General features: G+C 65.3%; 11 protein-coding genes and 1 pseudogene. 9 read left to right on the top strand and 3 right to left on the bottom strand.

The annotated features are described in order from the left end of the window. Positions 1–418 precede the first annotated feature (418 nt). The 9 genes and pseudogenes from rpsA to ACZYOF_RS13655 all read left to right on the top strand — a co-directional run bounded on the left by rpsA (position 419) and on the right by ACZYOF_RS13655 (position 9667). Positions 419–2128 carry a 30S ribosomal protein S1 gene (rpsA, locus tag ACZYOF_RS13695; RefSeq protein ID WP_028167309.1) on the top strand — a complete coding sequence of 570 codons (1710 nt, stop codon included), beginning with the start codon at positions 419–421 and terminating at the stop codon, positions 2126–2128. 282 nt (positions 2129–2410) lie between these two features. Next, entirely contained in the window at positions 2411–3388 is a 978-nt protein-coding gene (gene sppA, locus ACZYOF_RS13690; RefSeq protein WP_463716086.1) for a signal peptide peptidase SppA, read from the top strand. Between the two features lie 141 nt (positions 3389–3529). After that, positions 3530–3880, top strand: a complete 351-nt coding sequence (locus ACZYOF_RS13685) for an integration host factor subunit beta (protein WP_282528752.1) — start codon at positions 3530–3532, stop codon at positions 3878–3880. 81 nt (positions 3881–3961) lie between these two features. Further along, complete coding sequence (locus ACZYOF_RS13680; RefSeq protein WP_463716085.1) at positions 3962–4354, top strand: LapA family protein; 393 nt, start codon at positions 3962–3964, stop codon at positions 4352–4354. A gap of 60 nt (positions 4355–4414) precedes the next feature. Continuing rightward, positions 4415–5053 (top strand): annotated as a pseudogene (locus ACZYOF_RS13675) (phosphoribosylanthranilate isomerase); the annotation flags it as partial. Between the two features lie 188 nt (positions 5054–5241). Then, complete coding sequence (gene trpB / locus ACZYOF_RS13670) at positions 5242–6459, top strand: tryptophan synthase subunit beta (protein ID WP_463716084.1); 1218 nt, start codon at positions 5242–5244, stop codon at positions 6457–6459. Next, the gene (gene trpA, locus ACZYOF_RS13665) at positions 6456–7292 is read left to right on the top strand and encodes a tryptophan synthase subunit alpha (protein WP_463716083.1); all 837 of its coding nucleotides are present in this window, start codon (positions 6456–6458) and stop codon (positions 7290–7292) included. Before trpB ends, trpA begins: the two co-directional genes overlap by 4 nt. Positions 7293–7385: 93 nt before the next feature. After that, positions 7386–8327: an acetyl-CoA carboxylase, carboxyltransferase subunit beta gene (gene accD, locus ACZYOF_RS13660; protein WP_463716082.1), complete on the top strand. Its 942-nt coding sequence runs from the start codon at positions 7386–7388 to the stop codon at positions 8325–8327. Further along, positions 8324–9667 (top strand): bifunctional folylpolyglutamate synthase/dihydrofolate synthase, encoded by a 1344-nt coding sequence (locus ACZYOF_RS13655; protein ID WP_463716081.1) that lies wholly within the window; start codon positions 8324–8326, stop codon positions 9665–9667. Before accD ends, ACZYOF_RS13655 begins: the two co-directional genes overlap by 4 nt. Positions 9668–9857: 190 nt before the next feature. On the opposite strand, the gene trxA is transcribed toward ACZYOF_RS13655, so the two are convergent. From trxA to addB, 3 genes are all read right to left on the bottom strand, one after another. Then, positions 9858–10178 carry a thioredoxin gene (trxA, locus tag ACZYOF_RS13650; protein ID WP_282528719.1) on the bottom strand — a complete coding sequence of 107 codons (321 nt, stop codon included), beginning with the start codon at positions 10176–10178 and terminating at the stop codon, positions 9858–9860. Between the two features lie 65 nt (positions 10179–10243). After that, complete coding sequence (addA, locus tag ACZYOF_RS13645; protein WP_463716080.1) at positions 10244–13768, bottom strand: double-strand break repair helicase AddA; 3525 nt, start codon at positions 13766–13768, stop codon at positions 10244–10246. Continuing rightward, positions 13762–16908, bottom strand: coding sequence for a double-strand break repair protein AddB (gene addB / locus ACZYOF_RS13640; RefSeq protein ID WP_463716079.1), 3147 nt, complete (start codon positions 16906–16908; stop codon positions 13762–13764). Before addB ends, addA begins: the two co-directional genes overlap by 7 nt. Positions 16909–17100 lie beyond the last annotated feature (192 nt).

Below are 17100 nucleotides of genomic sequence, written 5' to 3'. Positions count from 1 at the left end.
TAAGGCTTGTGTCAGCCTTAGAGCCCCGCAAATCGGGCATTTCTGGCTTGCCGAAAATAGCGGTGGATATTATATCGGTAGCGTCCGTGCCGCCATCGACTATGTCGGGGCCGCCCGAGCGGGCCGGCAGCGGGGTTTGAGCCCCGGCCGATATTGGAGGAGCGCCCGCTCCATCGGTTCTTGACGTCGATCTTTCGTTTCCGGGCTCGGACATCTACGTCACGTGCATTCTTTCGCAAAACCGGTTTTCCACTTTTGCGGAATGCGCGCCATCAACGTATCGAACATGTGGCTTGCTGCCGGCCCGCTTTTGCGCCCACGCGCAAGGAGCGGTCGTCAGGATTTGCGGACCTGACACCACATGCGCGGTGCGCCCTTAACCCGAACGGCCGGCAAGACACCCGCATCTGGAGAACATATGGCTTCGAATACTGCTGCTTCCTATAGTCCTACCCGCGACGATTTCGCCGCGATGCTCGATGAATCCTTTGCCGGCGGCAATCTGCAGGAGAGCTCGGTCGTCAAGGGCAAGGTGGTTGCCATCGAAAAGGATATGGCCGTCATCGATGTCGGCCTGAAGACCGAAGGTCGTGTGGCCTTGCGCGAATTCGCCGGCCCCGGCCGCGAAAGCGATCTCAAGGTTGGCGACGAGGTCGAGGTGTTCCTCGACCGCATCGAGAATGCGCTGGGCGAAGCGGTGCTGTCGCGCGACAAGGCGCGGCGTGAGGAGAGCTGGGGCAAGCTCGAGAAGGCGTTCCAGAACAACGAGAAGGTCACCGGCGTCATCTTCAACCAGGTCAAGGGCGGCTTCACCGTCGATCTCGACGGTGCCGTGGCCTTCCTGCCGCGCTCGCAGGTCGATATCCGTCCGATCCGCGACGTCGCGCCGCTGATGAACAACTCGCAGCCGTTCCAGATCCTCAAGATGGACCGTCGCCGCGGCAACATCGTGGTGTCCCGCCGCACCGTGCTCGAAGAAACCCGCGCCGAGCAGCGCCAGGAGCTGGTGCAGAACCTCGAAGAGGGTCAGGTGATCGACGGCGTGGTCAAGAACATCACGGATTACGGTGCGTTCGTGGACCTCGGCGGCATCGACGGCCTGTTGCACGTCACCGATATTGCATGGCGCCGCGTCAATCACCCGACCGAAGTGCTCTCCATCGGCCAGACCGTGAAGGTCAAGATCATCAAGATCAACCACGAGACGCACCGCATCTCGCTCGGCATGAAGCAGCTCCTGGACGATCCGTGGCAGGGCATCGAGGCGAAGTATCCGCTTGGCGCCCGCTTCACCGGCCGCGTCACCAACATCACCGATTACGGCGCGTTCGTCGAGCTCGAGCCGGGCATCGAAGGCCTGATCCACGTCTCCGAGATGTCGTGGACCAAGAAGAACATGCATCCCGGCAAGATCGTCTCCACCTCGCAGGAAGTCGAGGTGCAGGTGCTGGAAGTCGATTCGGTCAAGCGCCGCATCTCGCTCGGCCTCAAGCAGACCATGCGCAACCCCTGGGAAGTCTTCGTCGAGAAGCATCCGGTCGGTTCGGTGGTCGAGGGCGAGGTCAAGAACAAGACCGAGTTCGGCCTGTTCCTGGGTCTCGAAGGCGACGTCGACGGCATGGTGCACCTGTCCGATCTCGACTGGAAGCTTCCGGGCGAGCAGGTGATCGACAACTTCAAGAAGGGCGACCTGGTGAAGGCCGTCGTGCTCGACGTCGATGTCGAGAAGGAGCGCATCTCGCTCGGCGTCAAGCAGCTCGAGGGCGATCCCTTCGCCGAGCCGGGCGACGTCAAGAAGGGCGCGGTCGTGACCTGCGAAGTGCTCGAAGTGAAGGAGAGCGGCGTCGAAGTGAAGATCTCCGGTACCGACTTCACCACCTTCATCAAGCGCTCGGAACTCGCCCGCGACCGCAACGATCAGCGCGCCGAACGTTTCGCCGTCGGCGAGAAGGTCGATGCGCGGGTGATCCAGTTCGACAAGAAGGCCCGCAAGGTGCAGGTCTCGATCAAGGCGCTGGAAGTGGCCGAAGAGAAGGAAGCCATCGCGCAGTACGGCTCCTCGGATTCGGGCGCGACGCTCGGCGACATTCTCGGCACCGCACTCAAGAATCGTGCCAACGAGAAGTGAGCACTTGCTTTCTTCGTCGCATCATCAAGCCCCGGCTTCGGCCGGGGCTTTTTTATCTAGGGCTTGTCCGTAGCCCGGATGGAGCCAACGGGTCGCGCGAACGCACGCCCGATGGCTCCATCCGGGCTACGGCTGCGTATCTCGGCGTATTCCATCCGTGCTACGCTTGTAACTCTATGCCAGCCTTGTTTTCTTCATATTGCACCGCAATTGATGTATTTTGATAACCTCTCCGTCATCCTGTGATTGCAAGAACGCGTTGAGCTCTTTTGGAGATTTTCGATGTCGCTTGATTCAGACGTGATCGTCGATCGTCGCCGGATTCGCCGCAAGCTGACCTTCTGGCGCGTCGCGGCAGCGGTGGTTGCGATCGCGGCCCTTGTCGGCGTCGGCGTGATCGTAGCGGGCGGGCGCGGCTCGCTGACGACGGCGGGATCGATCGCACGCATCAATATCGAGGGCCTGATCCGCAGCGACCAGGATCGTGTCGAGGCGCTGGAGCGGCTGGAGAAGTCGCAAGCCGCGGCCGTCATCGTCCATATCAATTCGCCCGGCGGCACCACCGCCGGTTCCGAGCAGCTTTACGACGCGCTGACGCGGCTGAAGGCGAAGAAGCCGTTGGTCGTGGTGGTCGAGGGATTGGCGGCGTCCGGCGGTTACATCACCGCGATTGCCGCGGACCACATCGTCGCGCAGCAGAGCTCGCTGGTCGGCTCGATCGGCGTGTTGTTCCAGTTTCCGAATGTCAGCGAGCTCCTGAAGACCGTGGGCGTGAAGGTCGAGGAGATAAAGTCCTCGCCGCTGAAAGCCGCGCCCAACGGCTTCGAGCCGACCAGCCCGGAAGCACGCGCCGCGATCGATGCGCTGGTGAAGGATTCCTATGCCTGGTTCCGCGGCCTCGTGAAGGAGCGACGCGGCATGGATGATGCCCTGCTTGAAAAGGTCGCGGACGGTCGTGTCTTCACCGGCCGGCAGGCGGTGGAATTGAAGCTCATCGATCAGCTCGGCGATGAGAGGGCCGCGGTCGCCTGGCTGGTCCAGGAGAAGAAGATCAAGAGCGAACTGCCGGTGCGCGACTACAAGCTCAATCCGCGCTTCGGCGATCTGACATTCCTGCGCACGGCGGCTTCGGCCGCGCTCGATGCATTTGGTTTGAGCGCAATAGCGCGCCGCATCGAGCAGACCGGCCTCGCCCAGGCTGTCGATCGGCTCGGCATGGATGGCATGCTGGCGCTTTGGCAGCCTTCGGGGAGCAATTGAGATGCGCACAATCGGTCTTTGGCCGCACTCCCGTATTGCGAGAATCGCGAAAAGCCGGGTTCGGGCCATTTGTCACGGCTCTTCCTTGGCGCCAAAAGTGATTTAGCGTCTTGACAGTTCAAGGCATTTTCACGGAAATGGATATCCGCAAGGTCCCGGGCCACATTCTCGATGATCAAATCCGAACTTGTTCAGCGTATCGCCGAGCACAACCCGCATCTCTACCAGCGGGATGTCGAGAACATCGTCAATGCGATTCTCGATGAGATCGTGGCTGCGCTGGCGCGCGGCGATCGGGTTGAGCTGCGCGGGTTCGGCGCGTTCTCGGTGAAGCATCGTCCGGCGCGGGCCGGCCGCAATCCGCGAACGGGTGCGCATGTGCCGGTCGATCAGAAGAGCGTTCCGTTCTTCAAGACCGGCAAGGAAATGCGCGAGCGCCTGAACCGCGACACCGATGGCAGCGGCGGTAGCTCGCCGGAATCGAGCGCCTGATCTCGCGGAGATCGCTGGCGCATCCGCGTCTCCGGTTGCTATAGATCGGCACGCGATTGTCGGCCGCTGCGAGGGATGGTGATGCGAAAGTTCTTCACGACGCTGCTCGTCATCCTGCTTGGCCTGTTCTTCATCATCTTCGCCGTTGCGAACCGTCACCTGGTGACGGTTTCATTCGATCCGTTCAATTCGACCACTCCGACGGTGGCGATAACGCTGCCGTTATTCCTGGTGCTCATTATCGTGGCGATCCTGGGCGTGATCGCGGGCGGCATGGCGACCTGGTTCCGGCAGCATCGCTGGCGGCGCGCGGCGCGGCAGCATGAGGCTGACGCCCGGCAGGCCCGGGCGGAACTGGCCGATCTGCGGGCGACCTTGGCCGCTGCGCAAGCCGAACGGCGTCGCCTCACAGCCCCATCAAATGGCGGTTCATCGGGGGTCGTCGGGCGAGACAAGCAGGGCGCGACGTTGTAGAACCCGCCCCGTCCGTGCCGGAGCTGCCAGTTTCGGCCGTTGCAGCACTCCTGAGAGACCATGTCCCTGCTCGTCAAAATCTGCGGCCTGTCCACGCGCGAGACGCTCGACGTCGCGCTCGAGGCCGGTGCCGACATGGTGGGCTTTGTGTTCTTTCCGCCCTCGCCGCGGCATCTTGCGCTTGAGGCCGCGCGGGAGCTTGGTCGGCAGGCGAAGGGCCGCGCCGCCAAGGTGGCGCTCACCGTCGATGCAGACGACGCCACGCTCGAAAACATCGTCGAGACGCTGCAGCCTGACATCCTGCAACTGCACGGCAAGGAGACGGTGGCGCGCGTGCGCGACATCAAGCAGAGGTTCGGCCTGCAAGTGATGAAGGTACTTGCGGTCGAGACAGCAGCCGATCTCGCACCGCTTGCGGGCTATGCCGCGGTCGCCGACCGCATCCTGTTCGACGCCCGCGCCCCGAAAGGCGCGACGCGGCCAGGCGGCCTCGGTGCAGTGTTCGATTGGCACGTGCTCGAAAAGCTCCAGCTTGAGCTGCCCTTCATGGTCTCAGGCGGGCTGAACGCCGACAATGTCACTGAGGCCGTCCGTGTCACCCGTGCCGGCGGCGTCGATATTTCGTCCGGCGTCGAACGGTCGCCCGGCATCAAAGATCCCGAATTGATCCGTGCCTTCATCCGCGCCGCGCGCGCCACAGACCTTCCTTCACCTCTCCCCGTTCACGGGGAGAGGTCGGATCGCGTCAGCGATCCGGGTGAGGGGGAGCCACCGCGGTCACAGTTCTCACCGAATTTGTGGAGAGAGCCCCTCACCCCGACCCTCTCCCCGCAAGGGCTGGGCGAGGGAGCAGGAACGGCGCCACTAACCGATACAAAGATAGTTCGATGAGCCCAGCACTGCCCAACTCTTTCCGCAGCGGTCCCGACGAGCGCGGGCATTTCGGCATTTTCGGCGGACGCTTCGTCGCGGAAACGCTGATGCCGCTGATCCTCGACCTCGAAAAGGCCTATGCCGAGGCCAAGGCCGATCCGGCCTTCCAGAAGGAGATGGACGGCCATCTGAAGCACTATGTCGGCCGGCCGTCGCCGATCTATTTCGCCGAGCGGCTGACCGAGCATCTCGGCGGCGCAAAAATCTATTTCAAGCGCGAGGAGCTCAACCACACCGGCTCGCACAAGGTCAACAATGTGCTCGGCCAGATCATGCTGGCGCGCCGCATGGGCAAGAAGCGCATCATCGCCGAGACCGGCGCCGGCCAGCACGGCGTTGCCACCGCGACGCTGTGCGCGCGGTTCGGGCTCGAATGCGTGGTCTATATGGGCGCGGTCGATGTCGCGCGGCAGCAGCCCAATGTGATCCGCATGGAGATGCTGGGCGCCAAGGTGGTCCCGGTGCAGTCGGGCGCGCGCACGCTGAAGGATGCGATGAACGATGCGCTGCGCGACTGGGTCACCAATGTGCACAACACGTTCTACTGCATCGGCACCGTGGCCGGCCCGCATCCCTATCCGATGATGGTGCGCGACTTCCAGTCGATCATCGGCATCGAGACGCGCCAGCAATTGCAGGAGGTCGAGGGCCGCCTGCCGGATTCGCTCGTCGCCTGCATCGGCGGCGGCTCCAATGCGATGGGGCTGTTCCATCCGTTCCTCGACGATCCCTCGGTCGAGATATTTGGCGTCGAAGCCGCCGGCCACGGCCTGACGCAATTGCATGCGGCGTCGATCGCGGGTGGCCGGCCCGGCGTGTTGCACGGTAACCGCACCTATCTCTTGATGGACGAAGACGGCCAGATCCAGGAAGCGCATTCGATCTCGGCCGGTTTGGACTATCCCGGCATCGGCCCCGAGCACGCCTGGCTGCACGAGACCGGCCGCGTCAACTATCTCTCGGCGACCGACGAAGAGGCGCTGGAAGCCTTCCAATTGCTGTCGCGGCTCGAAGGCATCATCCCGGCGCTGGAGCCCGCGCATGCCATCGCCAAGGTGATGGAGCTCGCACCGAAGCGACCCGGGGATCACCTGATGGTGGTCAACCTCTCCGGCCGCGGCGACAAGGACGTGCCGCAAGTCGGCGACATCTTGAAGGGCCGAAACAAGTGACCACCCGTATCGATGCACGTTTTGCCGAGCTCGCGAAGCAGGGCCGCTCCGCCTTTGTCACCTTCGTGATGGCCGGCGATCCGGACCCTGCGACGTCGCTCGACATCCTCAAGGCGCTGCCGAAGGCCGGTGCTGATATCATCGAGATCGGCATGCCCTTCACCGATCCGATGGCGGATGGTCCGTCGATCCAGGCGGCCGGCTTGCGCGCGCTCAAGGGCGGCATGACGCTCAGGAAGACGCTCGAAATGGTGCGCAGCTTCCGCAAGGACGATGACGCCACGCCGCTGGTGTTGATGGGCTATTACAATCCGATCTACATCTACGGCGTCGACAAGTTCCTCACCGATGCCAAGGCCGCGGGCGTCGATGGCCTGATCATCGTCGACCTGCCGCCGGAGGAGGACACCGAGCTGTGCCTGCCGGCGATGAAGGCCGGGCTCAATTTCATCCGCCTGGCGACGCCGACCACCGACGACAAGCGCCTGCCGGCGGTGCTCGCGAACACCTCGGGTTTCGTCTACTATGTCTCGATTACCGGCATCACCGGCGCAGCGGCGGCGGACACCAAGGCGGTCGGCGAAGCGGTGGCGCGGATCAAGCGGCATACCAGGCTGCCGGTCTGCGTCGGTTTCGGCATCCGCACCCCGGAAGCGGCGCGGGCGATCGCCCGAAGCGCCAATGGTGCGGTGGTCGGCACCGCGCTGGTCGATGCCCTGCGCGGCAGCCTGGATGCGGAGGGGCGGGCTACCGCCAGGACCGTGACCGCCGTGGCCGATCTTGCCGCCGCATTGGCGCAGGGCGTGTGGGGCGCCAAACAAGCGGCCGAATAGGCTGCAATCGTCGTCGCAGCGCGGCTTGCTGGGCGTTACCCGGCCCGCCATATACTGACCTAATGCGGAACTGACCGCATTTCGGAGCGAAGCATGAACTGGCTCACCAATGTCGTCCGGCCGAAGATCCGCAGCATCCTGCGGCGCGAGACGCCGGAGAATCTTTGGATCAAGTGCCCGGATTCCGGGCAGCTCGTGTTCTACAAGGACGTCGAGGCCAACCAGTTCGTCATTCCCGGCTCGAACTACCACATGCGCATGGGCGCTGTGGCGCGGCTGAAGTCGATCTTCGACAACGAGACCTGGTTCGACGTGGCGCTGCCGGAGGTGACGTCCGATCCGCTGAAGTTCCGCGACGAGCGCAAATATGTCGACCGCATCAAGGATGCGCGGGCCAAGACTTCGCTGAATGACGCGATCAAGGTCGGCTACGGCAAACTCGAAGGCATGGGCGCCGTCATCGCGGTGCAGGATTTCGACTTCATGGGCGGCTCGCTCGGCATGGCCGCCGGTGAAGCGATGGTGCGCGGGCTCGAGCTCGCGGTCGAAAAGAAGTCGCCCTTCATCGTGTTCGCAGCCTCGGGCGGCGCGCGGATGCAGGAAGGCATCCTGTCGCTGATGCAGATGCCGCGCACGACCGTGGGCGTGCAGATGCTGCGCGAGGCCAAGCAGCCCTATATCGTCGTGCTGACCAACCCGACCACCGGCGGCGTCACCGCCTCCTATGCGATGCTGGGCGACGTGCAAATCGCCGAGCCGGGCGCGCTGATCGGCTTCGCCGGCGCGCGCGTGATCGAGCAGACCATCCGCGAGAAATTGCCGGAAGGATTCCAGCGCGCCGAATATCTGCGCGACCACGGCATGGTCGACATGGTCGTGCATCGCCACGACATGCGCGCGACGCTGGCGCGGCTGTGCCGCCTGCTCACCAAATCGCCGCCGCTGCAGGTTCCCTCGAAGCCTGCGCCGGAGGTCACGGCACCTACCCAGATCGTCTCGGCACCGGAAACCGTGCCGGCAGCGCCGCACGCGTGAGCGTACCGGCCGCCCAACCATCGCCGCCGCTCGGCGAGTTGGTTGCGCGCCTGTCGGCGCTGCATCCGAAGACGATCGACCTCAGCCTCGATCGCATGCACGGACTGCTCGCGCGGCTCGATCATCCCGAGCGGAAGCTGCCGCCGGTGATCCATGTCGCCGGCACCAACGGCAAGGGCTCCACGATCGCCTATTTGCGTGCGATCCTGGAAGCGGCCGGTTTGCGCGTCCATGTCTTCACATCGCCCTATCTGGTGCGACTGAACGAATGCTATCGCCTTGGCCGCGTCGGTGGCGGCATGCTGGTCGGCGATGACGAATTGCGCGCGGTGCTCGAGCATTGCGAACGCGTCAACGACGGCCAGCCGATTACGATCTTCGAGATCGAGACCGCGGCGGCGTTCTGCCTGTTCGCCATGCATGCGGCGGACGTCACGCTGCTGGAGGTCGGTCTCGGCGGCAGGCTGGATTCGACCAATGTGGTCGAGACGCCGCTCGCCTCCGTCATCGCGCCGATCAGCATGGATCACACCGAATTCCTCGGCGACACGCTGACCGCGGTCGCCGGTGAGAAGGCCGCGATCATCAAACGCGGCGTACCGGTGGTCTGTGCCGAGCAATCGGCTGATGCGATGTCGGTCGTCGAGGTGCAGGCGGCGCGCCGGCGCGCGCCGCTGCACGTGGCCGGACAGCAATGGCATGTCGGGGTCGAGCGCGGCCGGCTGGTCTACCAGGATGACCGCGGCCTGATGGATCTGGCGGCGCCAAAACTGTTCGGTCGTCACCAGTTCGACAATGCCGGGCTTGCGATCGCGACGCTGCGTGCGATCGACGCGTTCAAGATCGGGATCGCGGTGTTCGAGGCTGGCATCGTCAGTGCCGAATGGCCGGCGCGGATGCAGCGGCTGGCGTCGGGTGAGCTGGTCAATCTGGCGCCGGCGGGCTCGGAGATCTGGCTCGATGGCGGACACAATGCCGAAGGCGGGCGCGTGGCGGCCACCGCAGTCGGCGATCTCGAGGAGCGCGTGTCGCGTCCGCTGGTCGTGATCGCCGGCATGATGGCGAACAAGGATGCATCCGGCTTCCTGGCCAATTTCGCCGGCCTGACGCGCCACATCATCGCGGTCGAGATTCCCGGCCGCCCGGGCGCCATGCCACCGGATCGGCTGGCGGATGCGGCGCGCGCGTTCGGCATGCGCGTCGAGATCGCTGCTAGCGTGGAGGCCGCGCTGCAGGCGCTATCGAGCCTCGCCTACGAGGTGTCGCCGCGCATCCTGATCACGGGCTCACTCTATCTCGCCGGCCATGTGCTGGATGTGAACGGCACGCCGCCGGTGTGAAGGCTCCAGCTCCCGTAGCCCGGGTGAAGCGCAGCGTAAACCCGGGAAAAGTCTGTCCACGTGGGGAGAACCCCGGATTGCGCTGCGCTCTATCCGGGCTACGATTCTCGAACGGCGTTCGTGCGAATAAAGCAAAACGGCCGGCTATCCGCCGGCCGCTGTCGAAAATTATTCCAAGGAAATTACCGGATCAGACCGCAGCGGAAATCCACTGCTGCAGCTTCGCCTTCGGCGCCGCGCCGACCTGGCGCGAGGCCATCTCGCCGCCCTTGAAGATCATCAGGGTCGGGATCGACATCACGCCATATTTGGAAGCCGTCTTCGGGCTCTCGTCGACGTTGAGCTTCACGATCTTGACCTTGTCGCCCATCGAACCGGCGATCTCGTCCAGCGCGGGCGCGATCATGCGGCAGGGGCCACACCATTCGGCCCAGAAATCGACCACGACAGGCCCGGTCGCGTTGAGCACTTCGGCTTCGAAATTGGCGTCAGAAACCTTGCCAACGGACATGGGATACCTCGTTTGGTTGGAAGAAAAGGGCGCGACTGAGTCGCGCCCGGGATCATACGTCAAACCTATGAACGCGCCCCTGCCGGGTCAAGCTCGGTCACGCCAGCATGATGGGATGCCAGCTCCCTGTCCAGCGCGGAGGCGGAAACCTCCATCAATTCAGTACTTTCGGTCCAGAGCAGGGCGGCACGGACGGGGCGTCCGGGATAAAGCTTGCGCAGCACCGCCCGGTATAGCGCGAGCTGCCGGACGTAGGCCCGCGGCGCCTCGGCCGCACTTTTCGGCGGGGCGTGGTTGGTCTTGAAGTCGACGATCAGGATTTCGTCCGGCGTCACCACCAGCCGGTCGATCTGGCCGGACACCAGCGCCGGCGACTGTCCGGGCCGATCCAGCCGGCCGACGATGGAGACTTCCGCCCGGCTGCCAGTGGCGAACACGGCTGCGAAACGGGGATCGGCGATCAGGGCCAGCACGCTTTCGGCCAGCGCCCCACGCTCCTCGACGGTCCAATCCTCGGCGTTGCGCTCAAGATAGGAGAGCGCCGCGCTGGGCCGGCGCTCGGGTGCGATATCCGGCAGCGACTGCAACAGCCGGTGCACCAGCGTGCCGCGCTGGATCGCGCGGGCGCGCTGTAAGAGCTGCTCGCCGCTGCGGACGCGGCGGCTGTCGTCGCTGGGGTCGGACGGTCGCAGCCGGCTGTCGGCGGCGAGTTCAGTCGGCGCCGGCCGCTGCAGCCAGGACGGCAGCTCGATCGGCTGCGGCGCCCCCGACACCGCGACGCCGGTCGCAGGATCGGTATCCTCGGGCCGGAAATAGCGCTTCACTAGGCCCGCCGGGGTCTCGATCTCCTGCAAGCCGAGGCCGGAATTGGCGAGGCCCTTGTCGATCAGGTCATACCAGGAGGAAGTCCGGACCTTCTTCATGTTGCCGGGCATGCAGCCGCCAACGATCAATCGATCGGCGGCGCGGGTCATCGCGACATAGAGCAGGCGGCGATATTCGTCCTCGGTCTCCTCCAGCATCGCCTCGCGCGCCTTGGCGACGGGACCTGCATCTTCGGCCTTCCGGCCGGCCCAGACCACGACGCCGGGCGCGTTCGGCGCGCTGTTGCCCTGTGGCAGATGAATCAGCCGCAGGCGCTGCGTGTCCGCGGGCGAGGTCGTGGTGTCCACCAGGAACACGACGGAGCCTTCCAGCCCCTTGGCGCCATGCACGGTCATCACGCGCACCTCGTCGCGCGAAATCTCCATGTCGCGCTTCACCTCCGTGTCGGCCGCGCGGAGCCAGGCCACAAAGCCCTGCAGCGAGCTGGGTGCCTTGCGCTCATGCGCGAGCGCCAGCTCGAGGAATTCGTCGAGCGCGTCGTTGGCCTCATGGCCGAGCCGCCCCAGGATGCGCGCCCGCCCGCCGTCGCCGCCAAGCAGCCAGGCATAGAAGGCGAACGGGGTCGAATCGGCCAAACGCCGCTCGCATCGCTCGAGCCGTTTCAGCGCGGCCGTGAGGCGCACGTCGGTCGCCGCATGCTGCGCCAGCGCCTGGCGCAGCGATCCCTTGCGCTCCCAGGCCAGCTTGAACAGATCGTCGTCATCGAGGCCGAACAGCGGGCTCTTCAGCGCGACCGCCAACGCCAGATCGTCCTGCGGCAGCAGCAGCGCGTCCGCGAGGTTCATCAGGTCGATGATCGCGATGTGCTCGGTCAACTTCAGTCGGTCGGCGCCGGCGACCGGGATATTGGCGTGCTTCAGCGCCTGGATCACCGCGTCGAACGCGTTGCCGCGCCTTCGCACCAGCACCAGGACATCGCCATAGGTGAGCGGCCGGCGGTTGCCGCGGCTGCCGGTCATGGTGCCGCTTTCCACCAGCCGCCTGATCTCGGCCTGGATGCGCTTTGCCAGCTTCACTTCCGGACTGGTGACGGAGACGCCGTCGAACGGCGCGCGCCAGCCTTCAATGTCCTGCCTGTCGTCGGCTTCCGCAAGCTCCCAGAGTTCGATCATGCTGGGCCCGGCGTCGGCCAGCGCATTGTGGTGCGGATAGCCGTTCTCGACCGCGTGGATGCTGCGATAGATCTCCTGTTCGCGGAACACGTGGTCGACCGATTGCAGGATCGTCGGCCCGGAACGGAAGGAATAGGTGAAGGAGACCGGATCGAATTTCAGCCCGGCATCCTCGAACTTTTTCTTCAACTCGCGGCGGCGCAAATCGAATTCATGCGGGGCCGCCCCCTGGAACGAGAAGATCGATTGCTTCTCGTCGCCGACCGCGAACACCGTCCGCATCACCCCGTCGCGCGCGCCGGCGCCGGAGGTGAACTCGGAGATGATGTGCGCGACGATGTCCCATTGCTTCGGGCTGGTATCCTGCGCCTCGTCGATCAGGACGTGATCGACGCCGCGGTCGAGCTTGTAGTGCACCCAGCCTGAGGAGACGCGGTCGAGCATCTCCAGCGTCTTGTCGATGAGGTCGTCGTAATCGAGCAGGCCGCGCTCGAGTTTTTCGCGCCGGTAGTTCGCAGCCGCCGCGGTCGCGATGTGCAGCAGCGCCTCGGTGCGGTCGCGGATCGTCACGGCGCGGCGGCGCTCGATCAGCGGATGGATGCGCTGGCTTTCCGCCTCGAACAGCCGCCCGATGGCGGGATTGTTGTCGAAGAATTTCTTCGTCACCACCGACTTGCGCGGCGTGCGGTCGGCGTCCGTGAGGAAGACAGCGAGATAGGCGTCGACCTGCGCGCTGCCGGTGAAGACAAGCGCCTCACGCAAGCGCGCCGCCTGGTCCTGGTCGGACTTGTTGCCGGTATCGAGGACGAGCGCAATGTCTTCCCAGCGCGCGCGTGACAGATAGGGGCCGTCCAGGATCGCGCGCTCGACATCCTCGATCGAATCATTCGCGGCAACACCAAGCGCTTTTGACATCTCTGCGGCGGCCGTTTCCGCGCTGCCCGCGGCATCGGTCCAGGCCATGAAATGATCGCGGCTGAGGCAGGCCTCGCGCACCACGTCCTTGAAGGTGACGTCGGCCGCGCTCGCCATCGCCACCATCAACGCGCGACCGGTGGCGCTGTCGGGATTGCGCGAGGCTTCCAGCAGCACGGCGAGATTGGCGCGCTCCATCATCTCGTTCTGGTCGCGCTCGTCGAGCACGGCAAACCGCGCCGGCACATTGGCCTCGAACGGGAACTGCTGCAGCAGGCGGGTGCACAGCGCGTGGATGGTCTGCACCTTCAGCCCGCCCGGCGTCTCCAGTGCGCAGGCGAACAGCTTTCGCGCTTCTCTCCGGAGCCTCGTTGTGGGGTGCGCGATGCCGGCCTCGCGGATCGCGGTGTCCAGCGCGGCATCGTCGAGGGTGACCCAATGGCCGAGCGTGGAGAACACCCGCTCGGCCATGTTGGCCGCGGCCGCCTTGGTGAAGGTGATGCAGAGGATCTTCTCGGGCGGTGTGCCCTCCAGCAACAGCCGGATCACGCGCTGCACCAGCACATGGGTCTTGCCCGAACCGGCATTGGCAGACACGAAGGCGGACGCCTTGGGATCGGACGCGCGCGCCTGCGTGGCGCGCACGGCGTCGGGAATGGGGCGGGGCGCTTTCACCATTCCTCCAATCCCAGGCCGCCGGCCGCGGACCACTCTTTGATGCGGGCGAGGTCGTCATAGGTGCCGTAGCGATTGGCCCACATCGAGAGATTCAGCGAGGTGTAGGCCTGGTTCTCGTCCTCGAAGTGGCGGATCAGCTTTTCCAATTCCCGCCGCGCGTGGTCGGCGGCATCGTCGGGCGGTTGCGGCGTATCGCCCGGCCTGATCTTCAATTCCAGCGTCCGCTGCTCGCCCGGCGGGTTGTTGCCGCTCAGCCTGACATAGGTGAGCTCGCCGACGGACGCGCCGGCGGGAATTCCCTCGAAGCCGCCTTCGCGCAGGATCGCGGCTTCCAGCGTGAGCTGCGGCGACAGTCCCATGCGCACCTGCTTGCCGGTCGGCGGCTGCCCGGTCTTGTAGTCGAGGATCGCGAACGAGCCGTCGCGGTCACGCTCGATCCGGTCGGCGCGCGCCGAAAGCATGAAGGTGCGCGCATTGTCCAGGGGGATGCCGATCTCGCCACGGATCTCGGCGGTGATGGCGGCGATATCGCCGCGCCGCGCGGTCTCCCATTCGGCGAACCATGTGGCGATGCGCTGGAAGCGCGGCCACCACAGCGCCCGTGCCTCGGGGCGTTCCATCAGCGGCGCAAAATGCTTGCCGCCGATCTCGCGGAGCGCGCGAAGCGGATCATCCGGCAGCGCGGCAGCAAAGGCTTGCGTGAATTCGCCGAGCGCGGCGTGGATCGCCGAGCCGCGATCAGCCGCCGACAGCGGCATGTCGACCGGATCGAGCGGGTCGAGCCTGAGGATATATCTTGCGTAGATCGTATAGGGATCGCGCAGCCAGTCCTCGATCGCGGTCACCGACATCTTGAGCGGCCTTGTCGCGAGCGGCGGCTTCGGCGCGGGCTGCGCGATCGGCTCGACCTTGTCCGGCCGGTCGAGCTCGGCGGCGTAATGGACGTATTTCTCGCCTAGTGCTTTCGCGCTCTTCCAGCGCGCCTCGCCTGCGACCGCCTCACACCGGTGCAGGAAGCGCGAGGCCACCGCCGGCGCGCCACCGACCTTTGCCGAGTGGCTGAGGATCACATCATCAGTGCCGAGCAGTTGCGCGAAGTCATGCGCGGAAAGGCCGATACGCCGTTCCGGCAGGTCGAGGCCGAGCTCGTGCCGCATCGGCCGGCTGAGCCAGGGATCAATCCGCGGCGCCGGCGGCCAGACGCCTTCGACAAGCCCGCCGAGAATCACGCGATCGGTCTCCGTCAGTCGCGCTTCGAGCTGACCGAAGATGTGCAGTTGCGCGCATGGCGATTCGGGGCGGCGCACCATGCGGTCGGCGAACGCGGTCTGGAAGACGTCAGGATAATCGGCGAGCGGGACCATCACCCCGCTCAGCTTTTTTGCGCCGACGAGATCATCGAACGCGGATGCGAGCACGGAGCCTGCCTGCTCCTCGAAGGCGACGGCGATGCCGTGCTGATCGCAGGACAATGCGGTGAGAGCCTCGCGATGCCGCAGTGCCAGCTCGGCAAAATCGTAAGGCTTGGACGCGCTGAGGCTTTCGAGCGGTGCAAGCGCCGCCCTCAGCTTTGATATCAGCGACTGCGCCTGGTCGAGCTCGACGTCGCGGAGCCGGGTCCGCCGCTCCAGAGGATGCAGCGATGAAGTCTCGCCGCGGTGGAGCTTGCCGAGTTCGCTGCGGAAACGTTCGAAGTCGCGGGCAAGGCCTTCGCTGCCTGCTTGCGGCCGCGTTCCCCGCAAGAGCGCCAGCTCCAATACTTCGGTTACGCGCCGGTGTGCGCCGGGCGCGGCATCGAGCCGAAACAGCGGATGTTTCAAGAGCGCGAGCAGTGTCGGCGGCTCCAGCCCCCTGGTCGCGGCTTCCGCGGTGAGGCGGGCGAAAATGCCCGATGGCGTGTCCATCAGCGCTTCACCGCCGGAATCGTCGAATTCGAGATTCCAGCGCGTCAGCGCCGCCATCACCCGCCGCGCCAAAGCGCGGTCCGGCGTCACCAGCGCGGCTGATTTGTTGAGATGCCGCGCCTCGCGCATCGCAATCGCAATGGCGAGCGCTTCCATCTCCGGATTCGGCGCCTCGACGACGGCAACGCCGTTCATGCCGGCGGAAATCTTCTCGGCGATTTCGGGCTGTTCGAGGCGGTCGTGCCATTGCGCTGTGGCGGTGGACGGCCGCATTGTTTCCGACATCAGCATTTCGCGCCCGTGTGGCGCCGGCTCGCCCAGAATCTCGACCTCGTCACGCTTGATGCCGAAACGGTCGAGCAGCGCGTGCATGGCGAATTGCGGATGATTCGACGCCGGCGGCGTGGTGAATTTGCCCTTGGCGTCGCGCATGCCGCCGATCGTGTCCCAGGACTCTTCATCAAGATCGGTATCGAGTCCGGGCAGCACGACCGCGCCGTGCGGCAGCTTGGCTACCGCGTGGAGAAACTTGGCCGTCGTCGGCATCGAACCGGTTGAGCCCGCCGCGATCACGGGGCCATTAGATTGCGCAGTCAGTCGCGCGGTTTCGGCCGCGATCAAGAGGTCGCGCCGCGCCGCCGGCTCGATGCGGCCGACCTCGGCGAGATAGGCTGGCCAGGCCTGGCGCGCGATCCGCAGGAAATCCAGCGAATGCTGCCAATATTGGTCAAGCTGATCGGGGACCAGCCGGTCGAGCGCGCTCCACTCGACGCCGCGCGTCACCATGTCGTCCATCAGGCGCGCGAGATCGCCGGCGAGTTGCAGCGTCGATGCGGGGCCGCCGACCACCTGCGGCGCGGTCACCGGGCTCTTGGCCCAGGCTGCCACCAATCTCGCCAATGTCAGCCGCCGCTCGAGTTCGCCAAGCTTGGGCGGAATCTCCAGCGGCGCTGCGCCGCTGAATTGTTCCGCCTCTTCCGCGAAAGCGAGTTCATCTTCGTCGATGTCGCCAAGCGCAATGATGCGCGGCAGCACGGCGGCATCCGTATCCAGGACATCGAGGAAGATCTCCCGCGCAAGCCGGCCCGCACGCCGCGTCGGCAGATAAAGCGTCGCGTCAGCCAGCTTTTCGGGATTATCGCGCGCGTCGAATCCCGTGACCAGGCGACCGTCCACCAGCGCGGCGATGACGGTACGCAGGAACGGAACGGAGAGGGGAACGCTGAAAACGCGCATGAGCGGCCTGATTCGGGGTCAGGCGCCAATATAGAGCATCTCGTTCCGCGTCGTCCCGGCGAAGGCCGGGACCCATATGTGGACGGCCCCCGTGGCACAAGAGCTTTTGAGGTGATCGGATCGCTTGCATCCATATGTCCGGCCTGTTTGATGCGATCGGATGATCGCTGGCCAAGATGGGATGCGCGAGGC

This window comes from Bradyrhizobium sp. LeoA1Lang (assembly GCF_055413685.1).
Note: the sequence above shows the minus strand (reverse complement) of the source record. Positions and strands in the feature narration are given on the sequence as shown.